29 protein-coding genes, 3 tRNA genes and 1 pseudogene are annotated in these 23,994 nt (G+C 69.0%); 14 read left to right on the top strand and 19 right to left on the bottom strand.

Going from position 1 to position 23,994, the window contains the following annotated elements:
• The first annotated feature begins 163 nt into the window (after positions 1-163).
• Positions 164-436: a GlsB/YeaQ/YmgE family stress response membrane protein gene (locus OHA73_RS25550; protein ID WP_266712970.1), complete on the top strand. Its 273-nt coding sequence runs from the start codon at positions 164-166 to the stop codon at positions 434-436.
• Positions 437-556: 120 nt separating this feature from the next.
• Here OHA73_RS25550 and OHA73_RS25555 read toward each other — a convergent pair whose 3' ends face one another.
• Positions 557-1,045 carry a YajQ family cyclic di-GMP-binding protein gene (locus OHA73_RS25555; protein WP_266712972.1) on the bottom strand — a complete coding sequence of 163 codons (489 nt, stop codon included), beginning with the start codon at positions 1,043-1,045 and terminating at the stop codon, positions 557-559.
• A gap of 224 nt (positions 1,046-1,269) precedes the next feature.
• Between OHA73_RS25555 and OHA73_RS25560 the strand changes: the two genes are divergently transcribed.
• A tRNA-Tyr gene (locus OHA73_RS25560) sits at positions 1,270-1,351 on the top strand.
• Positions 1,352-1,525: 174 nt separating this feature from the next.
• On the opposite strand, the gene OHA73_RS25565 is transcribed toward OHA73_RS25560, so the two are convergent.
• The 16 genes and pseudogenes from OHA73_RS25565 to OHA73_RS25640 form a co-directional block, all read right to left on the bottom strand.
• Positions 1,526-2,899 carry a tyrosine-type recombinase/integrase gene (locus OHA73_RS25565; protein ID WP_327656221.1) on the bottom strand — a complete coding sequence of 458 codons (1,374 nt, stop codon included), beginning with the start codon at positions 2,897-2,899 and terminating at the stop codon, positions 1,526-1,528.
• A gap of 62 nt (positions 2,900-2,961) precedes the next feature.
• Positions 2,962-3,141 (bottom strand): helix-turn-helix transcriptional regulator, encoded by a 180-nt coding sequence (locus tag OHA73_RS25570; protein WP_327656222.1) that lies wholly within the window; start codon positions 3,139-3,141, stop codon positions 2,962-2,964.
• 186 nt (positions 3,142-3,327) lie between these two features.
• Positions 3,328-4,514: pseudogene (locus tag OHA73_RS25575) on the bottom strand (DUF3631 domain-containing protein).
• Positions 4,511-4,876, bottom strand: a complete 366-nt coding sequence (locus OHA73_RS25580; RefSeq protein ID WP_327656224.1) for a hypothetical protein — start codon at positions 4,874-4,876, stop codon at positions 4,511-4,513. The pseudogene OHA73_RS25575 and the gene OHA73_RS25580 overlap by 4 nt, the downstream one beginning before the upstream one ends.
• Positions 4,873-5,802 (bottom strand): bifunctional DNA primase/polymerase, encoded by a 930-nt coding sequence (locus OHA73_RS25585; protein WP_327656225.1) that lies wholly within the window; start codon positions 5,800-5,802, stop codon positions 4,873-4,875. The genes OHA73_RS25580 and OHA73_RS25585 overlap by 4 nt, the downstream gene beginning before the upstream one ends.
• An 89-nt stretch (positions 5,803-5,891) precedes the next feature.
• Entirely contained in the window at positions 5,892-6,344 is a 453-nt protein-coding gene (gene ssb / locus OHA73_RS25590) for a single-stranded DNA-binding protein (protein WP_327656226.1), read from the bottom strand.
• Positions 6,345-6,347: 3 nt separating this feature from the next.
• Positions 6,348-6,731: a hypothetical protein gene (locus OHA73_RS25595; RefSeq protein WP_327656227.1), complete on the bottom strand. Its 384-nt coding sequence runs from the start codon at positions 6,729-6,731 to the stop codon at positions 6,348-6,350.
• A 13-nt stretch (positions 6,732-6,744) separates the two neighbouring features.
• A complete protein-coding gene (locus tag OHA73_RS25600) occupies positions 6,745-7,194 on the bottom strand; it encodes a hypothetical protein (RefSeq protein WP_327656228.1) in 450 nt (149 codons plus the stop codon).
• Between the two features lie 178 nt (positions 7,195-7,372).
• Complete coding sequence (traB, locus tag OHA73_RS25605) at positions 7,373-9,460, bottom strand: plasmid transfer protein TraB (protein ID WP_327656229.1); 2,088 nt, start codon at positions 9,458-9,460, stop codon at positions 7,373-7,375.
• A gap of 16 nt (positions 9,461-9,476) precedes the next feature.
• Entirely contained in the window at positions 9,477-10,040 is a 564-nt protein-coding gene (gene traA, locus OHA73_RS25610; protein ID WP_327656230.1) for a plasmid transfer protein TraA, read from the bottom strand.
• Between the two features lie 17 nt (positions 10,041-10,057).
• The gene (locus OHA73_RS25615; protein WP_327656231.1) at positions 10,058-10,570 is read right to left on the bottom strand and encodes a hypothetical protein; all 513 of its coding nucleotides are present in this window, start codon (positions 10,568-10,570) and stop codon (positions 10,058-10,060) included.
• Between the two features lie 29 nt (positions 10,571-10,599).
• The gene (locus OHA73_RS25620; protein ID WP_327656232.1) at positions 10,600-10,989 is read right to left on the bottom strand and encodes an RRQRL motif-containing zinc-binding protein; all 390 of its coding nucleotides are present in this window, start codon (positions 10,987-10,989) and stop codon (positions 10,600-10,602) included.
• Complete coding sequence (locus tag OHA73_RS25625) at positions 10,989-11,990, bottom strand: DUF2637 domain-containing protein (protein ID WP_327656233.1); 1,002 nt, start codon at positions 11,988-11,990, stop codon at positions 10,989-10,991. Before OHA73_RS25625 ends, OHA73_RS25620 begins: the two co-directional genes overlap by 1 nt.
• Positions 11,987-12,520, bottom strand: a complete 534-nt coding sequence (locus OHA73_RS25630) for a hypothetical protein (RefSeq protein ID WP_327656234.1) — start codon at positions 12,518-12,520, stop codon at positions 11,987-11,989. Before OHA73_RS25630 ends, OHA73_RS25625 begins: the two co-directional genes overlap by 4 nt.
• Positions 12,517-12,783 (bottom strand): DUF6284 family protein, encoded by a 267-nt coding sequence (locus OHA73_RS25635; RefSeq protein ID WP_327656235.1) that lies wholly within the window; start codon positions 12,781-12,783, stop codon positions 12,517-12,519. The genes OHA73_RS25630 and OHA73_RS25635 overlap by 4 nt, the downstream gene beginning before the upstream one ends.
• 186 nt (positions 12,784-12,969) lie before the next feature.
• The gene (locus OHA73_RS25640; RefSeq protein WP_327656236.1) at positions 12,970-13,164 is read right to left on the bottom strand and encodes a hypothetical protein; all 195 of its coding nucleotides are present in this window, start codon (positions 13,162-13,164) and stop codon (positions 12,970-12,972) included.
• 707 nt (positions 13,165-13,871) lie between these two features.
• Between OHA73_RS25640 and OHA73_RS25645 the strand changes: the two genes are divergently transcribed.
• From OHA73_RS25645 to OHA73_RS25670, 6 genes are all read left to right on the top strand, one after another.
• On the top strand, positions 13,872-14,243 hold the full coding sequence (locus tag OHA73_RS25645; RefSeq protein WP_327656237.1) for a GntR family transcriptional regulator: 372 nt from the start codon (positions 13,872-13,874) through the stop codon (positions 14,241-14,243).
• Positions 14,244-14,371: 128 nt separating this feature from the next.
• On the top strand, positions 14,372-15,556 hold the full coding sequence (locus OHA73_RS25650) for a helix-turn-helix transcriptional regulator (protein WP_327656238.1): 1,185 nt from the start codon (positions 14,372-14,374) through the stop codon (positions 15,554-15,556).
• Between the two features lie 18 nt (positions 15,557-15,574).
• A complete protein-coding gene (locus OHA73_RS25655) occupies positions 15,575-16,282 on the top strand; it encodes a creatininase family protein (RefSeq protein WP_327656239.1) in 708 nt (235 codons plus the stop codon).
• Between the two features lie 376 nt (positions 16,283-16,658).
• A complete protein-coding gene (locus OHA73_RS25660; protein ID WP_327656240.1) occupies positions 16,659-18,530 on the top strand; it encodes a RiPP maturation radical SAM C-methyltransferase in 1,872 nt (623 codons plus the stop codon).
• Positions 18,527-19,147 (top strand): DUF5825 family protein, encoded by a 621-nt coding sequence (locus tag OHA73_RS25665; protein WP_327656241.1) that lies wholly within the window; start codon positions 18,527-18,529, stop codon positions 19,145-19,147. The genes OHA73_RS25660 and OHA73_RS25665 overlap by 4 nt, the downstream gene beginning before the upstream one ends.
• 90 nt (positions 19,148-19,237) lie before the next feature.
• Positions 19,238-19,456: a hypothetical protein gene (locus tag OHA73_RS25670; RefSeq protein WP_266713014.1), complete on the top strand. Its 219-nt coding sequence runs from the start codon at positions 19,238-19,240 to the stop codon at positions 19,454-19,456.
• Between the two features lie 168 nt (positions 19,457-19,624).
• Here OHA73_RS25670 and OHA73_RS25675 read toward each other — a convergent pair whose 3' ends face one another.
• Together OHA73_RS25675 and OHA73_RS25680 are read right to left on the bottom strand one after the other, a co-directional pair.
• Entirely contained in the window at positions 19,625-20,281 is a 657-nt protein-coding gene (locus tag OHA73_RS25675; protein WP_327656242.1) for an SDR family oxidoreductase, read from the bottom strand.
• 70 nt (positions 20,282-20,351) lie between these two features.
• Entirely contained in the window at positions 20,352-21,602 is a 1,251-nt protein-coding gene (locus tag OHA73_RS25680; protein WP_327656243.1) for an amidohydrolase family protein, read from the bottom strand.
• Positions 21,603-21,833: 231 nt separating this feature from the next.
• Between OHA73_RS25680 and OHA73_RS25685 the strand changes: the two genes are divergently transcribed.
• The 6 genes from OHA73_RS25685 to OHA73_RS25710 all read left to right on the top strand — a co-directional run bounded on the left by OHA73_RS25685 (position 21,834) and on the right by OHA73_RS25710 (position 23,940).
• Positions 21,834-21,906 (top strand) — tRNA-Thr (locus OHA73_RS25685).
• A 34-nt stretch (positions 21,907-21,940) separates the two neighbouring features.
• Positions 21,941-22,013, top strand: a tRNA-Met gene (locus OHA73_RS25690).
• Positions 22,014-22,107: 94 nt separating this feature from the next.
• Positions 22,108-22,272, top strand: coding sequence for a 50S ribosomal protein L33 (gene rpmG / locus OHA73_RS25695; protein WP_003948671.1), 165 nt, complete (start codon positions 22,108-22,110; stop codon positions 22,270-22,272).
• Between the two features lie 98 nt (positions 22,273-22,370).
• Positions 22,371-22,823, top strand: coding sequence for a MaoC family dehydratase N-terminal domain-containing protein (locus OHA73_RS25700; RefSeq protein WP_266713020.1), 453 nt, complete (start codon positions 22,371-22,373; stop codon positions 22,821-22,823).
• A 5-nt stretch (positions 22,824-22,828) separates the two neighbouring features.
• Positions 22,829-23,257 (top strand): MaoC family dehydratase, encoded by a 429-nt coding sequence (locus tag OHA73_RS25705; protein ID WP_327656244.1) that lies wholly within the window; start codon positions 22,829-22,831, stop codon positions 23,255-23,257.
• 128 nt (positions 23,258-23,385) lie between these two features.
• On the top strand, positions 23,386-23,940 hold the full coding sequence (locus OHA73_RS25710) for a TetR/AcrR family transcriptional regulator (RefSeq protein ID WP_327656245.1): 555 nt from the start codon (positions 23,386-23,388) through the stop codon (positions 23,938-23,940).
• The last annotated feature ends 54 nt before the right edge of the window (positions 23,941-23,994 follow it).

Genomic DNA, 23,994 nt, shown 5'->3' on the forward strand with positions numbered 1-23,994 from the left:
AAAGGGCTCGTGCAACCACATCATGCCTACCTGTCGTCCTTCTGGGCAGCAGGGAGCCAGGGCGACGACGCACTCGGCGACCCGTCAAGAACGACGCAACAAGGCGCTGCAGCAAGGCAGAAGGCAGTACGCGCCACAGCACTACTGAAGGGCAGAACGCGGCATGGGCATCATCGGCTGGATCATCCTTGGACTGCTGGCCGGTGCCATCGCCAAGTTCCTGTTGCCCGGCCGGGACCCGGGCGGCTTGATCGGTACGACCCTCATCGGCGTCGCGGGTTCCTTCATCGGCGGCTGGATATCGTCCCGTTGGCTCGACCGCCCCGTATCCACGGACTTCTACGACGGCGCGACCTGGATCGCCGCGATCGGTGGCGCGCTCGTCCTCCTGATCGCCTACCGCATCTTCTTCGGCGACTCGCGCAGTCGCCGCTGAGCTGCAGCCGGCAGCAAGGAGGGGCGGCACCCGTCGGGTGCCGCCCCTTCGCTTACGTAGGCGCTTACGGGCGCTACGTAGGCCACTGCGAGCCGCGAAGCATCCCTGTAGGCAGTAGTCCTACCGGTAGTTCACGAACTGCAGCGCGAAGTCGAAGTCCTTGCCCTTGAGCAACTGCTGGACGGTCTGCAGGTCGTCACGGCTCTTCGAGCTGACGCGCAGCTCTTCGCCCTGCACCTGCGCCTTGACGCCCTTCGGGCCTTCGTCGCGGATCGTCTTCGCGACCTTCTTGGCGTTCTCCTGGGAGATGCCCTCCTCGATGGAGGCGAAGATCTTGTATTCCTTGCCGGAGAGCTGCGGCTCGCCCGCGTCCAGCGACTTCAGCGAGATCCCGCGCTTGACCAGCTTGGTCTGGAAGATGTCGAGGATGGCATTGACCCGCTCCTCGCCGTTCGCCTCCATCAGGATCTTCTCGCCGGACCAGGAGATGGAGGCGCCCACGTTCTTGAAGTCGTAGCGCTGCGAGATCTCCTTGGCGGCCTGGTTGAGGGCGTTGTCGACCTCCTGCCGCTCGACCTTCGAGACGATGTCGAAACTGGAGTCGGCCATGTCCTGTGGCTCCTTGTATCGGGGGTGGATCGGGTACTGGTCGGGTTACGACCGGGTTCTGCTCTGGTTGCGCGCCGGGGAAGTCGCGCCAAGAGCAGCCTAGCCACCGTGCCGCGCCCGGCCGCCGATCAATCGGGTGGCGAAGCACCCCCGTGCATCAGGTATTGTTTACGTCGTTGCCAGCGAGCACCGCCGCAAAGCGGGGCCCGGGGCAGCAAACCCAAGGCGGTGTGCCCGAGCGGCCAAAGGGAGCAGACTGTAAATCTGCCGGCTCAGCCTTCCCAGGTTCGAATCCTGGCGCCGCCACACTTGGGAAAGACCCCTCCGAACTGCGGAAACGTAGTCCGGAGGGGTCTTCTTTTTGCTCGAACAGTGACCTTCGGTGAGTGGTCGAAATGCGTGACTTGTCTCACCCTGTCTCGGGTGTATCCCAGGTCTGATCAGCGTGTGTCCCCCAGGTGTCCCCCGGGGGGATGGCGCCTATCCGTCCCACTCCCGCAGGCCCGCCTCGATCTGGAGGTTGGCCCGGTCCGCAGCGCGAGCGAGAACCTTCGCGTAGACCCTGAGCAGCACTGCCACCGAGTGGCCGGCGCGACGGGCCACCTCCATCGGGTCCACTCCGCTGTAGAGCCAGAAGGAGACTCCCGCGGCGCGCAGGTCGTACGGGCGCCGCGCGAGAGGTGACGTTGCCTCCTCCGAGGTCAGTACTTCCGTGCGAGTCGCTGCCCAGACCTCGCCATAGCCTGTGTCTTGAATCACACCGCCCCGGTTCGTGCGGAACAGGCGCCCGTCGGGCGCGGCGCCGTACCGCTCGATGTGCCACCGCAGCATCGCCACGAAGTGCGGCGGGATGGGCACCACACGGGTTTCCTTCACGGCTCTCGCCTTCAGGTGACGGACCTGGTGGGCGTCTCCGGTGTCCGTCCAGTCGCGCCCTGCGTGGACGATTCCGCCGCGCAGCGTCAGAGTGCCCCACCCGCGCTTCGGGAGGTGGCATTGATTGCGCTTCAGGGCCACGGCTTCGGCCGGCCGCATGGCGGCGTAGTAGAGACAGCCGAAGAACGCTTCCAAGTGGGCCCCGCGGTCTCCCTGCGCTCGAACCCCTGCGAGCAAGTTCCGTACCTGCTTCGGGTTCGCCACGCTCTCCGGGTCCACCTCCTCTACGGATTTCGGCGGGGTCCACTTCACCGTGGCGAGCGGATTCACGGGGATGCTGAAGTACCGACGCTCGACAGCGAGCCCGAGCACGTCGCTAAGGCAGGCTCGTTTGCGGCGGGCCGTACGAGCGGCGGCGGACTTGCCGTCCATCAGCGTGGAGAGGGCATCGAGCGCCAGACGGAGCGTGCCGGGGTCCTCCAGCGCGGAGACGGGCAGAGAGTTCTTCTCGATCCACCGCAGCGCCGCCGCGATGTCCTCGGGAGGTTCCTGGTCCCACCGGCCTTTGTTGTAAGCCCAGCCATAGAGAGCGGCGCGGAGGGTTTTCGGGTGCGGTTGGCCGGCCGTGTTCTTCACCAGGGCGGGCGTGATCGTGGCGAGCGAATCGGCGTCGTTACGCCGCGATTTGGCGGGGAGCCCCTTCCATCGGCGCTCTACGTAGGCCCGACTGTGCTCGTACCAAGTCACCGAACCGCTCTTCGCGCGCAGCTCAGAGGCGGGGAACCCTGACTCCTCGTCGAACTGTTCCCCCTTCCTGAGCGCGGTCATCAACTCGGAACGTCGCCCGTCGGCCTGAGCCTTCAACTGGTAGCTCTTGGAGTGCTTTTGCGCACCCACGAGCCACCGGACGCGAAAGGGCTTGGGGCGGTCGGGTCGGATTTCGATGGAGTAGATCCGTACGTCGAACGTGAGGGACATGATTCTCCGGGCAAGGAAGAGCCCGCCCCGTAAGAACGAGGCGGGCCGGGGGAGTAAGTGGGTCAGGCGGCGCACTTGTCCCACCACGCGTCCAGGTCGGCGCGGGTAACGCGGACTTGACCGTTGGGGAGTTTGCGGATGCGGGGCGCTTGGCCGCGAGCGCGCATGCGGTAGAAGGCGGCGCGGCTCATCTGGATCTCTGTAAGGACTTCAGCGAGCGTGAGCTTTTCGGCGCGGGCCACGATTGACTCCTTTAGCCGCGGTGGTCACAGCGGGGCTCTTGGCCCCGTCCTCAGAAGTCCGCTACATCCGCTACGCCGCTACATCGCAGGTCAGCGGGGGCGTTTGTGTAGCGGACCTGTGGGATGTAGCGGCTACGGCGCTACGCGAGGGTGTCGGAACGTAGCCGCTACATCGGATGGATGCCGCTACAGGAAATGTGTCTTTGACCTGGGGTGTAGCGGACGTAGCGGCAGTAGCGGACCTACGGGGTAGGCGGCGGGCAGTAACGGGCCCACGCGTCTTCGAGGTCTTCGCTGTAGTAGCCCTTGAGGACCCCGCCGGCCGTACGGATGTTCCGCGACGCGATGGGGGTTCCCTCGGCAGTGACGTACTGCGCGAGCATCTTGGACAGGCGCCGGTTGTCGAGGGGCTTGCCGTCGAGGTCGGCCCACGGGGCGTCGTCGAGGGCGTTGAGCCGGTCGAGTACGGCGATGGTGGGCAGGCGGTCGACGCCGACCATCACGTGGTCGCGCAGGTCGGTCAGCAGCCGGATTCCGGTGCTGGCCTTGTCGTTGGCCTGCGAGGCTTTGACCAGTTCGATGCAGGCTTCGCGGGCGCGCTTGGGCCACTCGCCCCCGGCTGCGTCGGCGACGGCGAGCAGCGGTTCCCATACGTCCGCGGGTCGGTCGGTGACGCCTTCGGGCATCTCCGGCCAGGCCTCCATGACGCGTTCGGAGACCTGTGCTGCCCATGCGGCGAGTTGGTCGCGGAGGGCGAAGCCTTCCTTCTCGTGGATGCGGGTGCGGTAGGGCTCGATCTTCTCGTTGCGGGCCCTGCGTCGCATGCGGATGTTGACGGATCGATCGCGGATGGTGGGGGGCAGGTAACCCAGTCCAGCCACGGCTACGGCGGTGTAGGAGTGGAAGGCCTGCACGGTCTGGTTCGCGCCGTCGCCCACGCAGCGGAACATCGGCCGGTTGCGTCGGTGACCTGCGTTGATGAACCCGCGGAGCTGCTCGTTCTCTCCGGCCTTGGGGCCGAAGATGGTGTCGATCTCGTCGAACAGGATCGTGGGCCGATGTCCTTCGACCCCCGACACCGCCCGGAACAGGGCGGCGGCGGACGCGTCGACCGCGGCCATCGGGTTCGGTACGAGGGTTTCCACGATCTCCAGTGCACGGGACTTCCCCGAGCCCGGTTCCGGGGAGAGGAAGGCGATGCGCGGGGTGGACTCGAAGCAGTCGACCAGGTGGGCGTGTGCGTCCCACAACGCCACGGCGACGTAGGCGGATTCGGTGGGGAAGACGTTGAAGCGCCGGTGGAAGGCCTCCACGTCGTTGAGTAGCGTCGCGCCGTCGATGGTGGGCTCTGCGGGGGTCTGGTCGGTCGTCATGCGGCGGCCCGTCCTTCCTGGGGGTTGCGCAACGGGCAGGCGGCGCGGTGGGCGGTGTGGTCGTCGATGAGCGCGAGCACGTCGGCGTGGCCGCGGGCGCTCAGATCGCGTCCACATGTGCACGTCGACCGGGCGGTCGGGGTGCGTCGGTAGGGCGTGCGGACGATCAGCCACGCGATCGGCCGCGGGCCGGGTACCTGGCTGGCTTCCTGCTCGGTGAGGGCGGTGAAGGGAAGAGCTGAAAGGACGCCTTCGGCGTCGTCCTTCGGCCGCAAAGCCGACCGGGTGACCTGCGAGGTGTCGGCGAGGTGGGGTTCGGTCGGTGTGGTCTGGGGGCTCTTAGTAGAGGCGGGATGGGTCATGCGCCCGTCCTCCGCTGCGGGTTGTGGGCGATCGACCAGTCCAGACCCCGTGCGATCACGTCGTCGTAGTAGCGCTGCGACTGTGTCGCGTTGCCGGCCACCGCCCTACTAAGAGCCTCCTCGACCTCCTCCCGTCCGAGGTCGCCTGATGCGACCAGCCGCCCCAACGCCCGGGCGGCCCGGAGTAGGACGGCGTTGCGCTGTCCGTCCCCCGCGGTGGCCACGTTGTGCACCTCGCCGCGCATCGCCGCCGCGGTATACCCGCTGCGGCTTTCCACGGAGTGCGCCATGGTCTGGTCGCTCTGTTGGCGTGGCCGTTCAGTGAGCGCGCTGCACAGCCATTCCGGCAGTACCGCCGGGGTGCGGTCGTCGGTGACGGTGTAGGCGCCCTGGGGGGTGGTGCTGCCGGGGGCGGCGACGTAGCCGCCCCAGCCGCGGGTGTCGATGTGGTGCCCCAGGCGGCCCGCACTCGAGTGCAGCCGGGCCCCGTCGGGCTGGGTGAAGTACAGGTGCCGGCCGCCGCTGGGGGTCCGCACCTGGTAGGTAGCCGGAAGAGTCTCGCCGGCGCGCTCGCAGAGCGCCAACAGGCTTTGGACGCCGTCAGGCGTTCCTTCTTGCTCTTCCGGTTTCAACACGTCGAGGTCGACGACCAGGAGCCCAGAGGGGCCGGTCGCGATCCCGATGTTGTACGGATGCCCGGTCCACGCGGCCACGATCAAGTCGCGGTCGAGGGTGGCGCGTTGTTCGGGCTTGAGGTGACCGTTCGAGCAGCGGCCGGTGCCGGGGCAGAGCCGTTCGGCGTGCCCGGCGGGCCGCTTCTCTCCGGGGCGAAGGGGGAACACGTGCCAGTCGTGGGCGACGGGTTCCAGGGCCGCGGAGAGTAAAGCGAGGTTGCAGCCTCGCGGTTCGGAGGCAGGTTGCGTCATGCTGGATGTCCTCCAGTTCTCTGATGGGTACTGGCTGACAAGGGCGGCCCCGCGGCTTTGGCGAGACGGTGGGGCCGCCCTTGGCGCAGCTAGAACGGGGGCTCGTCGCCGGTCGACTTACCGGCGGGGGCGTCGGTGTTCCACGCGCCGTTGTCGGCGGGCGCGGACTGTGCGGGCCGCTTGGCGTTGATAGTGACGGTGGTGAAGCGGACGCTCGCGCCGATCTCGTCGACCTCCATGACGAGCATCGAGCGGTTCTCTCCCTGGTCGGTCTTCCAGTCGTGCTGGCGGATCCGCCCGTGGGCGACGACACGGGCGCCCTTGGTCAGCGAGTCCGCGGCGTGCTCGGCGAGCTGGCGCCAAGCGGCGCAGCGGAAGAACGTCGCGTTGCCGTCCTTCCACTGGCCCGACTCGCGGTCGAAGGTGCGCGGGGTGGCGGCGACGGTGAACTTCGCGAGGGCGGCGCCGCTTTCGGTGAATTTCAGCTCGGGGTCGGCGGTCAGGTTGCCGATGACGGTGATCGGGGTCTCTCCGAACGACATGGGCTACTCGCTTTCGGCGTCGGTGAGCGGGCCGGTGTGGCTGAGCGGGTTGGTCGCGGACCAGGCGCGGCTAAGTGCGTCGGCGAGCGCGTACGCGTGGTCCTCGGCCTCCTGCAGCGCAGAGGCCGCGGCGGCGACGTGCTCGGCGGGCGTGCCGTAGTCGGCGGCGATGTGGCCGGCCTGGAGGTGCGTGTTCAGGGCGTGGGCGATCTGCTCGAAGGACTGCGGCAGCCGGTCGGCCAGCGCCTTGAACGCGCCCAGCACGCTGTAGGCGGTGGGCGCGGAGACGAGTCCGGGGTTCTGGCGGGTGGGGAAGGTGCGGTGGTTGAAGCTGCGGACCGATTCCGCAGCGTCCCGCGCGAGCTGCACAGGGTCGGTGGTGGTCATGTGGCCTCCTTGTTCAGCCGTGGAAGTGGTTGCGCTTGAACGTGGCTTTGCGGATGTTGACGACCGTGCCGCCGCCACCGCCGCGGGATGGGCCGAAGACCATGGCGGCGATGGAGCCGCCGAAGATGACCGCGGCCAGGATCATCAGTTGGTGGACGAGGGCGGCGAGCGCGGCGATGAAGGTGGCGGCGAGTGCGAGCCCGCCGCACACGCCGGCGAACCCGACGCCGGTGAGCGCGATGTTCACCGCGGTACGCGAGATCGGCCGCGCCGCCGGCGCCGCGGGTATGGGCGCCGGGGCGGGGGCGATGCTGTAGCCGGTGACGACGCGCCCGTCGGGCAGCACGACCGACTGCACCGCGGACGACTGCTGTACGGCCGGCGCGGGGGCCGGGTGCGTGGGCGCGAGGAGGATCGGGCGGTGGACTTCCAGGGCGGCGGTGGGCCGCTCGGGGTGGGTCATACGGGCTCCCGTGGACGGGCCGCGCACCCGCGCGTACGTGGGCGCGGGTGCGCGGCGTCAGGTGTTACGGGCAGGCGTTACGCAGCGTCAGGCCGCCACTGTTAGGGGGCGTAACGCTGCGCGTGCCTAGGGGTTTGGGTGTTAGGGGCCCGTAACGCGTTACGGGCCGTTAGGGGTGTTAGGCCGCGGCGAGGGTGGGCTCGGGGTGGGGGACGATGCGCCACCGGCCGGTGGTGTTCGTCATCTCCAACCGGCCCTCCATGGCGGCGTCCTTGAGGCGCAGGGACACCCACGAGCGGGAGAGGTGGTTGCGGTCGCACCAGTCGGTGAAGTCGACCGGACCCACGATCATCTGTCCCTGTGCCTCGAACTCCGCGAGCGCGGCGGCGAACAGGCGGCGGGCCTCCTCCGGGGACGGCTTGCGCCCGGTCTCGGCACCGAACATCGGCTCGTCGTCGCCCGGTTCGGCGTCGGGCAGCTCCTGCTCGGGGTCGATGTCGGCGTCCTCGGGGTCGACGAGCAGCTCGTAGAGGTTGTCGTCCATGTCGTCCTCCTCCACCTCGTACGGCGCCGCGTGACGGCCCTGCCCGCCCGCGCGGGCCCCGGTCTCGTCGTCGGCGCCGGGGCGGCCGGTGTAGTGCGCGCCGGCCACCGCGGTAGCGGCCTTGGCCGTGTGCGCATCGGCGTTCGCCCCGTTGGCCTGCGCCCACGCGGCGAGCTGCTCCATGACCGGCACGGCCCGCACGGTGAACTGCTGCGTGCGGCCCGGCGAGGGGTAACGGCCCTCGTCGATGCCGGGTGAGACGACGTAGCAGTAGCCGGGGCGGCGGTTGCCCCAGGCGCCGGGGTGGGCGCCCTGGTCGATGACCGCATCCGGCAGCGAGAATCCCTCGTCGCGCGGGTCACAGCCCAGCGCGACGACCGAGGGCAGCGAGGCCCGCGTGCTCGTCGACATCTGGTCGTAGGAGGGACGCTGCAGCGAGACGACGAGGGAGATGCCCGCGGAGCGGGCCTCCTGCGCGATCCCGGTGAACGCGTCATCCCCGAGCGCGCGCAGGGTGTTGGCGGCCTCCTCCATCCATGTGACGAGGAACGGCATGCCGGGGCAGCCGCACGCCCGACCATCGTCGCGGCAGGTGTGGGCGGGGTCGTTCTGGACGTCGGCGGCGGCCTGTGACCACTGTCGATAGCCGTGCTGGCCCAGCCACTTGGTGCGCATCGGGATCGCGGTTTCGACGGCCTTGACCATGATTTCGGTGCCGGTGCCGCCCTCGACAGACCAGTCGAGGGCGGGCCGCAGCGCGCCGAAGTCCTGGAACATCTTCGGGTCCGACATCCACACGACGACGTCCCGCCGCGAGACGATCTCGGTCAGCAGGTTCAGCGCAGCATCGCCCTTGCCGGAACCGGACTGCCCGGCCACGAGCACGTGCGTGCTGTTGCGGCCCGCCTCCGGGTCGCCCGGCAGCCACACCATGAGCGGGGCGCCGTCGTCGTAGCGGCCGATGACCAGTGGATCGGCGATCGAGCCGCCCAACGATGACGGCCCGACCCACTGGACGGTCTCGGCGAGCATGTCCTCGGGGACGATGACCAGTTCCCCGCGGCGCGCGGAGTCCGGGCTGGGGACGTAGCGGGTCGCGCTGGTGGGCAGGTCGAGCGCGGAGGCGAGGCGACCGAGCGCCTTGGTGACGTCCTCGTTGGTCTGCTCACCAGGGGACAGGGCGAGCGGGGCGGAGACCCGGTTGGCCTCCACCTTCGCCGCCCCGATCTTTGCCCTGGCGAGACCGATTTTCTCCAGCAGGCCGGCGTCCGAGCCCTCGCCGTTGTTGTCGGGGTTGTGCCGCATGAACTGGCGCACGTTCCATGACACGGCGACCGCCGGGCCGCCCATCAGATACAGGTCGTCCAGCGGCCCGGCGGACGGGCCGGCGAGGCAGGCGGCGGTCAGCCATCCGGCGCCGAGCGCGGTGGTGATGGCGGAGTGGATGCGGCGCTGTTTGCTGGTTGTCTTCCCGATCAGGTAGGCGCCGCCGGTGATGGCCACCGATGTGAGGGTGAGGCCGGTGGCGGCGGGCACGCTGTCGGCCCACTTGAGGTGACCGAGCAGGCCGGCCAGACCGATCCCGCCCATGCCGAGCCAGGGCGGAAGGTGGGGCTTGGCCCGGTGGAGTAGGTACTTGCCGACCCCGCCGGTGTCGGAGCCGCCTTGCAGGCGGGCGTCCAGCAGCTCGGCGAGCTGCTGCTGCGCATCGCGCTCAACCATGGTGTCTTGCCTCCCTTTACTGCTGGGCCCAGTCCATGCGCGGCCCCTGCGGGCGGCGGGCACGGTGGCGCACGCGGTTGATCTCTTCCTCGTACTGCTGCTGGAACAGGGCGTAGGTGGCGGCGGCGTTCTTCGCCGCGTCCCGGGCCGCGTCCGCGGACTTCCTGAGCTTGCGCGAGACCCGGGCGGCGCGAATGCGCGAGCCGCCCATCCGGCCCTCAGGGTCGGGCACGGTGGAGAGCACGCCCTTGAGGATTTCGGCGCCCATGGCGACCTCGATGGACAGCGACACGCACACCGCCCGCAGGTGGTTGCAGTAGTTGCGCACCTGCGCCGGGGAGGTGAACTCCGGAGAGGGCAGCAGCGCTTGCGAGTGCGGGCGGTTGCCGCCGGCGCGGCCTCCGGCGGTGCCGTTGTTGGTGGTCTTGCTGACGTTGATGTTGATGGGCGGGGCGAACGAGCCGCCCATCGCGCCGACGAAGCCGCCCGCGGCGGCCCCGGCGTTGGCGAACTTGTTGGACTTGGCGGACCCGTTGGCGGCGGCCGGACGACGCGGCGACGTGCGCGGAGGGGTGCTCATGACGATTGCTCCTCAGGTCAGCGGTTGTGGCGGACGATCAGCCACGTGGTCTGCGCGGCGGCCGTGATGAGCAGCCACAGCAGCGGCAGCGGACCTGCCAACGGCCCGAACGCGGCGGCGAGCGACGCCCACGCGACCGCGGTGGTGCCGAGCAGGGCGAGCCCGATCCGCCAGCCGAGCACTGCGCGGGCGGAGGCGGGGCGGCGGCGCTGCATGACGAGCAGCCACACCAGCGGGGCCGCCGCGGCGGGGGCGAGCAGCAGCCCGGACCACCAGGCCAGCGCGTGCAGGAGCGCGGTGAACGGGAACGCGGCCAGCGCGAGCACGGACGGGGCGAGCGCGCGGCGGTGGTCCCACAGCGCCAGGAAGAGCCACTCGGTCAACCGGCGGGTGAGCGAGGGGTGTTCGGGCACGACCACGACGAACGGCTGAGCGCGCCGGCCGGAACGGCGTTGGCGCGGCATCTTGATGACGGTGGCCCCGGCGGGCACCTTCGCGGCGCGCGCACGGGAGGAGGTACGGGAAGTCACAGCGAAACTCCCAGCTCAGGTAGGGGATTTCAGGCGACGCGCTGTTCTTGGGGAGAGTCGTGGCACAGCAGGCACATGCCGAGCGAGGTCGGCAGGCAGTAGCTGTAGGTCACGGAGCAGATGGGGCAGGTGCGGCGGGCGAGCATCGCCAGCGCGAGCGCGCCCCACTTCCGGGAGGTCATCGGCCGTACCGGTAGTGCCTGGTCCTCGCGGTAGAGGTAGGCGACCATCGCGCCGGACTTGCGGCCGCGGTGGCGCATCATCAACTGCGCGCAGACCTCCTGGCCGCCCGGCCGCAGCCCCTTGGCGCGGAGCTGTCGGCGGGTGGCCAGACCGGGCGGCGCGTACTTCCACGGGTAGGTCGGTATCCCGTACCGGGCGCCCGTGGGGTCGTAGCACTTGCTGTAGGCGGTGGGCATCAGCCGCTCGCAATCGCCAGCTGGCCGGCGTCGGGGCCGCGGTGTTCGCCGTAGCGGTGGGAAACCCACCCCACCGACCAGCCGCACAGCTCCGCGGCCTGCCGCACGGACAGCCCGCTTTCGCACGCGGCGGCCACGATCCGGCGCGCCTCGTCCTCGGGCAGCTTGCCCGCGGCCGGGCCGCGATCGAGCAGTGCGGAGCGTTCACGGGCCGCCTGCTCGTCGCGTTCACGGCGTTCACGCTCGGCCGCCGCACGGCGCTCGCGCTGCTCCGCTTCGGCCCGCTCGCGGGCCTGGCGTTCACGCGTCAGCCGCTCGTGTTCACGCTGTTCACGCTCGCGTTCACGGCGTTCACGAACCTCTCGCTCGGCAGCCTCGGCCCGCTCGCGGGCTTCGCGCTCCTCGCGCCGCTGACGCTCCTCCCGCTCGGCCTGTTCACGCACCAAGCTCGCTTCGTGCTCACGCTGTTCACGCGCCAGAGCGGCGGCGTGCTCGCGCTCCTCGCGGGCCTCGGCACGGGCTCGCTCGGCACGCTCGCGGGCCGCCTCCTCGCGCTCTTCCCGCTCGGCTTTCCGCTGAGCGTCCAGTGCGGCTACGGCTTTGGCGATGGCGCGACGGTAGGCCAGTCCGGTCTCCGCCGTGACGATGAGCAGCAGCGGGGAAACGGAGTGGACAGCCATGCCGACCAGGTCGTTCTTCAGCGCGGAGTCGGCGGTGTTGAGCGCCAGCGTCATCAGCCCGGTCATCCAGCGCAGCACGACGGGCCAGCGTCCGCCGTGCCCTCCGAGGCGGGCCAGCACGTCATCGAGCTTGACCACGATGACGACCGCGGCGTCGACGACGAGCGGCAGAATCGGCGCGGTCCACGCCCACTCGGGGGCGGTGTGCTTGGCCATCAGCGGCGTGACCGTGAGCACGGAGTAGAGCATCGCCCCGGACACGATCAGCCACGTTCCGACGGACAGTGCTTTCTCTGCTGAACGGAGATGAACAGCGTTCATGCCGCCTCCCCGAGTGACCGCGGAACGGGTACGAACTCACCGCGGAACGCGTTCGATCCGGCGTCGTACGTGAACGGCGACAGCCGCCACTCGGACTCGGAGGGAAGCTGTTCACCAGCACGCACCCACACCCGGTTCGCGGGCACGCCGTGGGTGGCGGTGTCGGCGAAGGCGTCCTGCTGCGAGCTGTAGATCATCCAGGGTTCGCCGTAGTGCCGCAGCAGGTACAGGTAGCGGCCCGGTTCGCGCGCCTCGGCAAGTTCCTCGCCAAGGCGGCGCAGCTCGATGCGCTGCAACAGCAGCTCTTCCTGCGCGGCGCTCAGTTCGGCCACGGCGCCGGCGAACATCTCGCCGACCGCTTCCTTACTCTCTTCGGCGCGCTCCGCGCGGCCGTTAGCGGCGGCCAGCACCTCCATGTGCCGGGTGGCCGCCGTGTTCGCGGCCTCCGTCGCCTGCCGGGCCCGCTCGAACGCGGCGTGAGTGTCGGCTTCGAGCCGGGCGAGCCGCTTGGCGGTGACGATGCGGATCATGCGGCATCGCCCTCTCGCACCGCGGCGCGGCGGTTGGCGACCTCGGCACGCGCGTTCAGCACCTTGCGGCGGGCCCTCCGCAGCCGGCGCTCGTCGAACGCGGTCACTGGCTGGTCAAGGAGGGCGATCTGTACGTCGAGCAGCTCAACCTCCGCGGAGATGAGCGGCGCCTCGTGCTCGATGGCGTCCAGCTCCGCATCCGACGGCTCAATGTCCGTCAGGGCGGCGGTAACGAGGCTGTGAGCAGGAACGATGAGCTTCATGGGTCGTGGTCTCCCTAGCAGGTAGCAACGGCCCGAACAGAGCCCCCGGAGCGGCTACTCCGGGGGCTCACGCCGTTGAAGGGGGGATTGGGCCGCGCACAGGCGGCGAGCCACCGAAAGGGCGGCGGTGCCCCGGGCCGGATTCGATCCGGCGCCCTCACGGCAGACAGCCGGGGCGATGTGCGGTCAACGCAGCGTCGGGTCCTGCTCCATCAAGGAGCGGGCGAGCACGAGCCCGGAATGGGTGAGCTTGCCGCCGCTGACCAGATCGGCCGCGTACAGGCTCATCAGGGCGTCGCCGTTCTTCGACGTCGCGGTGTGGCCCTCGTTCCGAGCGGCGCGAACGAGGATGCGCTGTTGCAGGTACGGCATCTGGCACATGCGAACTCCCTCGGGTTGAAACTCCGGCTCCCTTCCACCCCGTCCGTACGGCCGGCGCACAGCGTGCGGGCCGGACGGACGGGGCAGGCAACCGGCCGCGGCAGCAACGGCCGCGAGACCAGATGGGATGGACCGAGGTTCAGTCAGGCGCCGCCGATCGGTCCAAGGCGGCGGCGCCGGGGTATGTCGTCGGTTCACACCGACCCCCTCACGAACGAAGGGACACGGCTTTCACCGGCACGTCGTTGCCACGGCGTGCCGGCCCCGAGCCGGGAAGGTCGGGTGCGTCATCGTCACTGCTCTGACGCGAGCAGGGCGGCGCGTGCCAGGTGGCGCACAAGGCCTGACCTCCAGTGATGAAGGAAAGCCCTCGGGCGTTTCTCCAGAGCTGACACGCATGACAGGACAGGTTCGCCTGCCACGAAGTGGCCGCCGGGCGGCCATCACCCGGGCCGTTGCGGGGACAAGGCTCAAGGCCTCATTTTCATGTCCTCTGTTGAGTTCTCAAACTGCGATCGCTTCCTTCGAGGCAGTCCGCCTAATACGGACCTCTCAGGGCGTTTGTGCAGGTCAAACGAGTCGTGCACGCCAATCGAGAGCCTTCTCGGGCCCTGCTGACACGTAACAGCATGTACTAGTACGTGACATCGCGCAAGGGTCCTGCGCCATGAACGTGCTAGGTCGTGCTAGTGGGTACGCTCGATGTCGTGACGATCGCTGAGGACGACCCCAGACAGCCGTACGAGCAAGCAGCCGAGACCCTGCGGAACGAGATCCAGCAGGGCGTCATCAAGGTCGGCAAGAAGGTCGGCACCGTGCGCGGCTTGGCCGACCGCTTCAACATCTCGCCGACCACCGTTCAAAAGGCGCTCGATGTCCTGCGAGACGAAGGGCTCGTGATGACGACTGGGCGCGGTTCCTACGTTCGGGACCCCAACCAGGCGCCGGTCGACGCGGATGCCGCGATGACCGATGTCCTTCAGGAGCTCGAACATGTCACCTCCCAGCTCTCGGATCTTCGTGGCCGGGTAGAGAGGCTTGAAGCCGATCGTTCCGGTCGCGCTGACAGGAACCAGTAGGCCCGATTTCGCGCCTGTTGACAGTGGACAGGGGTTAACACCCGGTCGCTGTTATCTGTTAACTCCCCACGTCAGGTGCGTGATTGGGCAATCATGGTGCTAAGGCATCGCCTGACAGTGGGGAAGCGATGAAGACCAAGTTGCAGGCCGCTCGCAAGGCGCGTGGGTGGTCGCAGACCGAGTTAATGGACGCCCTGTATGAGGCCGCAGAGCGGCTTGGCACCGAGTTGCCGTCGCAGTCCAGCCTGAAGACACAGATCTCGATGTTCGAGAACGGTCGGCGCGATCCGGGGCCCGAGTATCAGGCGCTGTTCTCTGAGGTCTACCGGGAGACCCGGGCGGCGCTCGGGTTTGCCCTGGAGACTGCGCCGTCCCAACTCGATTCCTTGCCGGTATCCCCGATGCCCCATGCTCCCGCGCCCACTGCGTCTCCGGCGGTCCTGGACTACCTGAGATCGACATTCGTCCAGCACGCACAAGGGGAACCGCTCGTCGGCCCCCGATTCCTCATTGCGCCAGTACAAGCGCAGGTGCCGCTCATCGAGCAGCTTTGCTCGGACACCTTCGGGGCGCTGCGCAGCGATGTCCTGCGCGTGGGCGCCCGATACTCCGAGTTCCTGGGGTGGCTCTACCAGGACACAGGAGACTCGCGGTCGGCGATGCTGTGGACGAACCGCGCCCTCGACTACGCCCGCGAGCTGAACGACCCCACGCTGACTTCCTATATCTCCCAGAGGCGCAGCAATATCGCGAGCGAGGCGGGAAGCCCTGGGTACGCCGTGGGACTCGCCACGGCCGCACTCGCGGAGGCGACCAAGCTGCCGAACCAGGTTCGAGCGGTGGCGCTCCGGGCTCAGGCCAACTCGTTCGCCCTGCTCGGCAACTCAGACGAAAGCGCGCGCTCTCTTGATGCGGCGCGCGAACTGGCGGCTCAGCCGCCGGACGACAGCGACGGCTTGGCCGGATACGTCTCGCCCTCGTACATCGACATGGAGGCGGCCAACTGCGCGATTGCGCTCAACGAGCCAGAGGAGGCGGTCAAGACGCTCGAAGAGAGCTTGACGCGGTGGCCCACGCAGCAACAGCGAGACCGCGGTCTGTGCCTCGCTCGGTTGGCCACGGCGTACGCACAGCTTGGCGATCTCGAAGGGGCAGTGAACACGGGGGCCGAGGCGGCGGGCATCGCTGAGGCCACGGGTTCGGCTCGAATCCTCGACCAGCTCACTCGGCTACAGGCGCACCTCACGAAGTTCAGCAAGCTGGTAGAGGTTGCCGAACTCAACCGAACTTTGGGCACTATGAGGGGGAGCTGACAGGACCGAAGGAGAGTTGTGAACCTGCTTCCCACGATCACCACTACGGACGTCCAGGAACAGGCACCCCGAGTAGCGGTGCTCCCGATCGGCTCGTACGAGCAGCATGGGGCCTACCTCCCGCTCGTCACGGACACGGCCATCGCGTGCATCATCGTCCGCGAGCTGGCCGACGCGTACCCCGTACTCGCTCTCCCGCCCATCTCCATCGCGTGCAGCCACGAGCACGGCACGTGGGCCGGAACGGTGAGCATCAGCGCGCGTACGCTCCACTCGGTGGTTACGGACATCGCGGCGTCGCTCGAAGCGTCCGGCATCCGCAAACTCGTTCTCGTCAACGGCCACGGCGGGAACTACGTGCTCTCCAACATCGTCCAGGAAGCCAACCTGACTGAGGCGCGCATGACGCTCTTCCCGCAGGGGCGCGAGTGGAACAGGTCCCGCGATCGCGCCGGCCTCGTGTCCGACGCTCACGGCGACATGCACGCGGGGGAGATCGAGACGTCCATCCTGCTCCACTCGGAGCCGAGTCTCGTACGCGAGGGATACGAGACCGCGGACCATGACGGAGGCGAGCGCCCGTTCCTCCTCACTCACGGCATGAAGGCGTACACCGAAACCGGCGTCATCGGTTTCCCGTCGTACGCGACAGCTGAGAAGGGGAAGGCCGTTTTGACGAGCCTCGTGGAGGACTTTGCCGAGCATCTTCGAGCTCTGGGGGAGTAGCCCTCAGAGAGGCCGATTCCCCCAGGTGTCCCCCAAGGGAGCGCCAATAGGCTGTATCCCCAGGTCAGGTGAGTCGGAATCGGTCCGCTGTAAATCTGCCGGCTCAGCCTTCCCAGGTTCGAATCCTGGCGCCGCCACACTTTGGGGGAAGCCCCCTCTGAACTGCGTAAATGCAGTTCAGAGGGGGCTTCGTCGTGTTTGGGGGTGATCTTGCGGGTGGAATCGAAATGCGGTGATCTGCGTCACATTGCCCAGATCTGTGGGGATCTACGCAGCCCGCCCGAACGCCCTTGTGTGACGGATGGGACGCCCATAGGGTGAGCCGGCTTGTGGCGGCAAGAAGAGGCGGGGCGGTATGCGCGTTGGGCTGGTGACCATGCCCTGGCACGCGATCGACCTGCCCTCCCTCCAGGTGGGCCTGCTGCACCAGCTGCTGCGCGAGGTTCGCCCGGACGACGAGGTGTGCGAGTTCCACGGCTCGCTGCGCTGGGCGGAGCTGCTTCTCGAGTGTTCGGGTGGCCGTCTGGGCCCCAGCGACTACGAGGCGATCGGCAGCGACTCGATCTTCCACGGGATCGGCGACTGGGTGTTCTCCGGAGTCCTCTACGACGACGAGGACTGGGGCGCCGCACAGCTGCGGTCGTACGCGCGCGAGCGCGGTGTGCCCGCCGACATCCTGGACACGGCCTTCGAGATGCGCCGCCATGCCGCCGCGTACATCGAGCGCTGCGCGACCGAGGTGCTGGCGCACGAGCCCGATGTCGTCGGTTTCACGAGCACGTTCATGCAGAACGTGGCGTCCCTCGCCCTCGCCAAGGAGCTCAAGCGCTGTCACCCGAAGCTGACCGTCGTCTTCGGAGGCAGTAACTGCGAAGGCCCCATGGGCCACGCCCTGCACCGCAACCACCCCTACGTGGACCATGTCGTGCGCGGCGAAGGGGAGTACGCCTTCCCGGCCCTTCTCGCCCACCTGGACGCGGGCACGCCCCCCGACGACGTTCCGGGCCTCTGCTGGTGGGACGGCGGCGTCTCACGGACCAACACGGAACCCCAACGCACCGTGGCTCCGGCCCACATACTGTCGCCCGATTACGACCAGTGGCAGGCGGAGATCGAGGCATCGCCGGTCCTCGAACACGTGTATCCCAAGCTGGTCGTCGAGGGCGCCCGCGGCTGCTGGTGGGGCGAGAAGCATCACTGCACCTTCTGCGGCCTCAACGGCAGCACCATGGCGTTTCGCGCCAAGCCCGGCGAGCGGCTGTGGAGCGAGATCGAACGCCTCGTGCGCCGCCACCGCATCCTCGACATCGTCACCGTCGACAACATCATCGACATGGCGTACTTCAAGGACTTCCTGCCGCTCGCCGCCGACAGCGGCTGGGACCTGCGGATCCACTACGAAGTGAAGTCCAACCTCAACCGGGAGCAGATCGCCCAACTCGGCGCCGCCGGCGTGGTGCTGATCCAGCCCGGCATCGAAAGCCTCAGCAACCGCGTCCTCGACCTGATGGACAAGGGCGTCGCCGGCGCCCGCAACATCCGCACGCTGCGCGAGTTCGACAACCACGAGATCACCTGCACCTGGAACTACCTCTACGGGTTCCCCGGCGAGACCGTGCGGGACTACGCGCGCGTGCTCGACCAGATGCCCGCCCTTGTGCACCTCCAGCCGCCGAGCGGCGCCTTCCGTATCCAACTGGAACGCTTCAGCCCGCACTTCACCGACCCCACCCTGGGCTTCGGCAAGCGGCGCCCCGCCGACATGTACCAGCACGTGTACGAGCTCCCGGAGTCCGAACTCGCCGACCTGGTCTACCTGTTCGACACCGAGGACGCAGGCATCGGTGGCGACACGGAGGGCCGACTGCTGCGGGCCGTGGCGCAATGGCGCGCGCAGCACGCCACGTCGACCCTCGTCATGGAGCAGGCGGGCGAGGACGAGAACACGCTCCTCGTACGGGACCGCCGCGAGGGCTGGCCGCGCCGCACCTACTGGTTCAACGGCTGGGAGGCGGCCGCTCTGCGCATCCTGGAGGAGGGCGCCGGCGAACCCGCCCTGCAGCGCAGACTCGCCGCCGCAGGCCACGACGTACCGGCCGAAGAGCTGGGGGAGTGGGTCGCACAGGCCGTTACGTTCGGCCTCCTCTTCCGCGACACCGGAACCTACGTCTCCCTGCCCACCCGCGCCGCGCCGATCCGCATCGGGAACGAACCCTCCGGCCCCACCGTCCGGGCGGCCTCCGGATGACCGTGCTCCCCGCCCTCGCCCCGCACCGCGTCATCGGCAACCGCGTCCGCGTGACCGAGCCGCTGCTCCTGCACGGTGACGGCCGCGCCGCCACACGGGCGGTTCAGTTCCTGCGCGAGTGCCAGGCCGCGGGGCTGAGTACCCACTGGGAGACGGCCGCCGTCCCGCGTCATACGTATGACGGAAACGAGGCTCCTGAGGGCGCGGCAGGTGTTACGTATGACGGACCTGCCGCCGTAAACCGTGTTACGTACAACCTCCGCACCCTGCACCACCTCCCACCCCCGGCCCAACAGCCCGACGAACCAAGCGAGTTGACGGCTTGGCGCGCCGAGCACACCTACGGGATGCTCTACCACCGTCGCGGCCCGGGATTCGTCACGGTCATGGACCGCCGGGAGCGCCCCGCCCCGGCGCGGTTCACGCTCGACCACCCCGACCTGCTCGCCGCCTTCGACGCGCTGAGCGACGCCACACGGCTCGACACGCTCGCCCCCGCACACCATGAGGCGGCCCTCCACCTGGCGGAGGAGGAGCTGGCGCTGATCGTGGACGGGTGGGCGGTGGCGCTGCCGCCCCGCATGCGCCGCTGGCCCGTGCCGTGCATGGGGATCTGACGCCGCGTCGCCGTACAAGAAACCCCCTCAGGACCCTTCCTGAGGGGGTTTCAGCGTGTGCCCGCGACGATCACAAAGCAGACTGAACCCATGCCGACCACATCCCGCCGCCGACACTGCCCCGAATGCCGCCGCGAGATCGCGGTCGTGGCAGGCCGCTTCGCCCGCCACGACCCTCCCGGCACCCGCGCCGCGGGAGAGCTGGTCTCCTGCCCCGGTTCACGCCGCCCCGCCCAGCTCGGCGCCGTCCAGGACGCGCTCGACGGGTACGTGGTCCCGCACGTGCCGGGCCAGATGCCGCTGTTCTGAAGTCCGTTGCTCTGAGGCATACGACACCGCTGCTCTGAGGTATACGGCGCCGCCGTCCGAGGCATACGGTGCCGCTGTCCCGAGACGTACGGCGCCGCTTCCCCGAGGCGCACACGCACACGCCACGCACCCGAGCCGCCCTCCCGCGTACGCCACGGCTCAGACGACTCAGTTGCCCGCGACCGACTTCACCGCCACCGTGACCGGCGTGGAACCGGAGATCAGCTCCAGCGTGAGCCCCGCCGTGGCGGGCGTGTCCACAAGATCCGCGAGGACGGCCGCCACATCGTCGCGCGGCACCGGCCCGCGCCCGGTCGAGGCCTCCAGACGGACGAGCCCCGTTCCCGCGTCGTTCGTCAGCTGCCCCGGCCGCAGGATCGTCCAGTCGAGCCCGGTTCGGCGCCGTACGTCGTCGTCGGCCGCTCCCTTGGCCCGCAGGTAGACGTCGAAGACGTCGTCGCCCTGGTGCGCGGCGTCCGCCGCCATCGCCGACACCACGATGTAGCGGCGCACCTTGGCCCGCTCCGCGGCATCCGCGAACAGCACGGCGGCGTCCCGGTCCACGGTGTCCTTCCGGCCGGCGTCGCTGCCCGGACCCGCGCCCGCCGCGAAGACGGCCGCGTCCGCACCCTGCAGATGCGCCGCGACCTCCTCCACGGACACCGACTCCAGGTCGCACAGAACGGGTTCCGCACCGGCGGACCGCAGGGCGTCACCCTGCTCCGACCTGCGGATGATTCCGGCTACTTCGTCTCCGCGCGCGGAGAGCAGCCGCTCGAGCCGCAGTGCGATCTGACCATGACCCCCAGCGATGACAATGCGCATGTCTCCGACGGTACGCCCGAGGCGGAAGGTTCACCGTGCAACCATGCGCGCCCCGGCCCCGTACGGGTGTTCAAGCGGGGCCCCCGCCGCCGTACTTGGCCGCCCGGCCCTGCCGCGGCAGATCGAGGGCGACCGCGGCGGCCGAGTCGCAGTACTCCCGCACCGCGCTGGTCCGCGCCACGACGCGTCCCCGGTGCACGACGATCCGGCTGTACGCGAGGGAGAGCACGCCCGCGAGCCGGTCGCCCCGCACCGCGAGCAGCTCCGCGGGAAACCCCGCCTCCACGCGCACCTCCGGCAGGCCGAGCGCCGCCCTGGCCGTCGAACTCACCGCTTCGTAGGCGTCCTCCGGGCGCATCCCGTAGCGCGATGCCAACAAGTAGGCGGCCTCCAGAGGGTCGCCGCGACCCACAGGGTTCGACACGTCGCGCAGCGCCCCGCTCCCCGCCGCGATCGGAACCCCGGCCGCCCGCAGCAGCCGCACCGGCGCGACGGCCCGCTCGTCCACCCCCGCGCACCCTCCCTGCGGCAGGCACGTCACCGTCACCCCGGCCGCCGCGAGCCGGTCCACGGCGGGCCGTGCCGCTTCCTCCGGCAGCCGGGAGAGCCCGCCCAGCGGTCCGACGGTGACGCCGGCACGAAGCCCGCCGACCGCCGCCGCGAGCCGCCCTAGCCGCGCCGGATCGGCCCCGTCCGTGTGCAGGTCGACCGGGCACCCGTGTTCGGCGGCGACTTCAAGAACCGCCTCTACGTAGCCCGTTGGATCGGGGTCCAGGTCGGGGCAACCGCCTACTACGGAGGCGCCCATTTTGACGGCGTCCCGCAACATGGCGAGCCCGTCGGCCCCGGCGAGCCCGGTCAGCAGCCGGGGCATCGCCACCGTTCGCAGATCCGCGAGCCCCACCAGCGAACGCCGCGCCTGGAGCACCGCCTCCATCGAACCGAGCCCCTCCATGTCGCCGATCCGCACATGGGAGCGCAGGGCGGTGGCCCCGTGGCCGAGCTGCAGCAGGGCGCTCTCGGTGGCCCGGCGCTGGACGTCCTCGGGGTCGTACGGGACAGGGCCCTCACAGTCGGCCGAGAGGGCCGTGTCCGCGTGCGCGTGCGGCTCGACGGGGGCAGGGAGCAGCAGGCAGCCGGTGAGGTCCAGGCGCGAGCCGTGCGCGGTGAGGCTGCCGGCCGTGCCGACCGCCTCGATGCGCCCGTTGCCGAGCCGCACGTCCACGGTCCTGCCGTCGGGGAGCCGGGCGCCGCTCAGGAGCAGTCCGGAGCCCTCGGGCACGTCGGGTGACGGTGGCTGCTGTGAGGAACTGTGGGGCATCGCGCTCCCGAGGGCTCGGCGAGGACGCGTATCGCGCCTCACAAGATCACGAAGGGTGGGTCGACCCTAGGACCGTGACAGGGGCGTTTCGAGGACCGCCGAAATAGTCGTACTGGTGGGGTCCGAGGGGCTCAAGTGCCCCTCGTGAGAAGGCGGCATCGTTCCCGGCGGGCGGGGGCGCGAAACGGATTTGGGCGATCGGCGCGCAACCGTGTAATGTCTTCATCGCTCGCCCCAATAGCTCAGTCGGTAGAGCGTCTCCATGGTAAGGAGAAGGTCTGCGGTTCGATTCCGCATTGGGGCTCTGGTGCAGACGTCGTTCGCGTCGCTTGCATCACAGCGGTGTAGCTCAGTCGGTAGAGCAAGCGGCTCATAATCGCTGTGTCACCGGTTCAAGTCCGGTCACCGCTACTGACAGTAGCCGATTCTGGGGTCGGTCCTTCGATCGGCTACTCTTTTATGCGTTAAACCTTTGTCCCATCCGTTCGTCAAGGAGTGCACTCACGTGGCTGCCACCGACGTCCGCCCGAAGATCACGCTGGCCTGCGTGGAGTGCAAGGAGCGGAACTACATCACCAAGAAGAACCGGCGTAACAACCCGGACCGTCTTGAGATGAAGAAGCACTGCCCGCGTTGCAACGCGCACACCGCGCACCGCGAAACGCGATAAATCAGGCTCGTACACGAGGCCGTCCCCACTTCGGGGGCGGCCTCGTGTCGTTTCGTAGATCAGGCAGATCAAGAACACATCCAGGAGGTACCGAGCCCATGGCGCTCGACCAGTCCTTCGTGGGGCGGACCTATCCGCCCACCACCTCGTACGAGGTCGGCCGGGAGAAGATCCGTGAGTTCGCGGAGGCGGTGGGGGACACGAACCCCGCGTACGTCGACCGTGCCGCCGCCGAGGAGCTCGGTCACCCCGATGTGATCGCGCCGCCGACCTTTGTGTTCGCGATCACTTTCAAGGCCGCGGGCGAGGTCATCCACGACCCGGAGCTGGGGCTCGACTACAGCCGCGTCGTGCACGGTGACCAGAAGTTCGCCTACACGCGCCCGGTGCGGGCCGGCGACACGCTGACCGTGACCTCCACCATCGAGGGCATCAAGTCCCTTGCGGGCAACGACATCATCGACGTCCGCGGTGAGGTGCACGACGAGGCCGGTGAGCACGTCGTGACCGCCTGGACCAAGCTCGTCTCGCGCGCCGCTGAGGAGGCCTGATCGCCATGGCGACGAACATCAAGTACGCCGATGTCGAGGTCGGCACCGAGCTGCCCGCGCAGTCCTTCCCCGTGACGCGCGCCACGCTCGTGCAGTACGCGGGCGCCTCCGGTGACTTCAACCCGATCCACTGGAACGAGAAGTTCGCGGTCGAGGTCGGCCTGCCGGACGTGATCGCGCACGGCATGTTCACCATGGCCGCGGCGGTCCGTGTCGTCACCGACTGGGCCGGCGACCCGGCCGCCGTCGTCGAGTACGGCGTCCGCTTCACCAAGCCGGTCGTCGTGCCGAACGACGACAAGGGCGCCGAGATAGAGGTCAGCGCCAAGGTCGCGGCCAAGCTCGACGACAACCGCGTACGGGTCGACCTGACCGCCATGAGCGCGGGGCAGAAGGTGCTCGGGATGTCGCGGGCGGTCGTTCAGCTGGTCTGACCGCTCGGACTGATCGCCATCTACGTAGCTGTGCGTAAGGGGCACCCTCTTTGAGGGTGCCCCTTACGTGTGTCCCTGCTCACATGCGGGGGTTGACTTAGATAGTGATTGGCCACTAACTTTCTCGCATGGTCAGGATGAGTGCGGAGGAGCGGCGCGAGAGCGTCATCCGTGCGGCGATGGTCGAATTCGCCCGCGGCGGCTACAAGGGCACGTCCACCGAGGCGATCGCCAAGCGTGTGGGTGTGTCGCAGCCGTATCTCTTCCGGCTCTTCCCGGGCAAGGAAGCCATCTTCCTTGCCGCGTCCCGGCGTTGCTGTGAAGGCGTCACCGGGGTGTTCCGGAGGGCGGTCGAGGGGGTGGAGGCGGCCGAGGTCGAGGAGGCCTTGGGCGCGGCCTATCTGTCGCTCATCGCGGACGACCCGGACATGCTGCTCATGCAGATGCAGATGTACGTCGCCGTGGCCGCGGCGGAAGCGTCCGGTGACCCGGAGTTCGGTGAAGAGCTGCGCGGTCTGTGGATGGAGATGTACGACACTGTTCTGCTGGCGATGGGGGCGGATGTCGAAGAGGCGAGCCAGTTCCTCGCGGTGGGGATGCTGATCAACGTCCTGGTGTCGATGGGGTTCCCGCCCGAGCACCGGGTCTGGACCGGCTGTTTCGCGTCACCGAAGTCCAAGTAGCACGGCATGTGTCACAGGGGTGCGCACTTTTGTACCCACGAAAGTTAGTCATCA

It is taken from the genome of Streptomyces sp. NBC_00483, from assembly GCF_036013745.1.
Classification (GTDB): Bacteria; Actinomycetota; Actinomycetes; order Streptomycetales; family Streptomycetaceae; genus Streptomyces.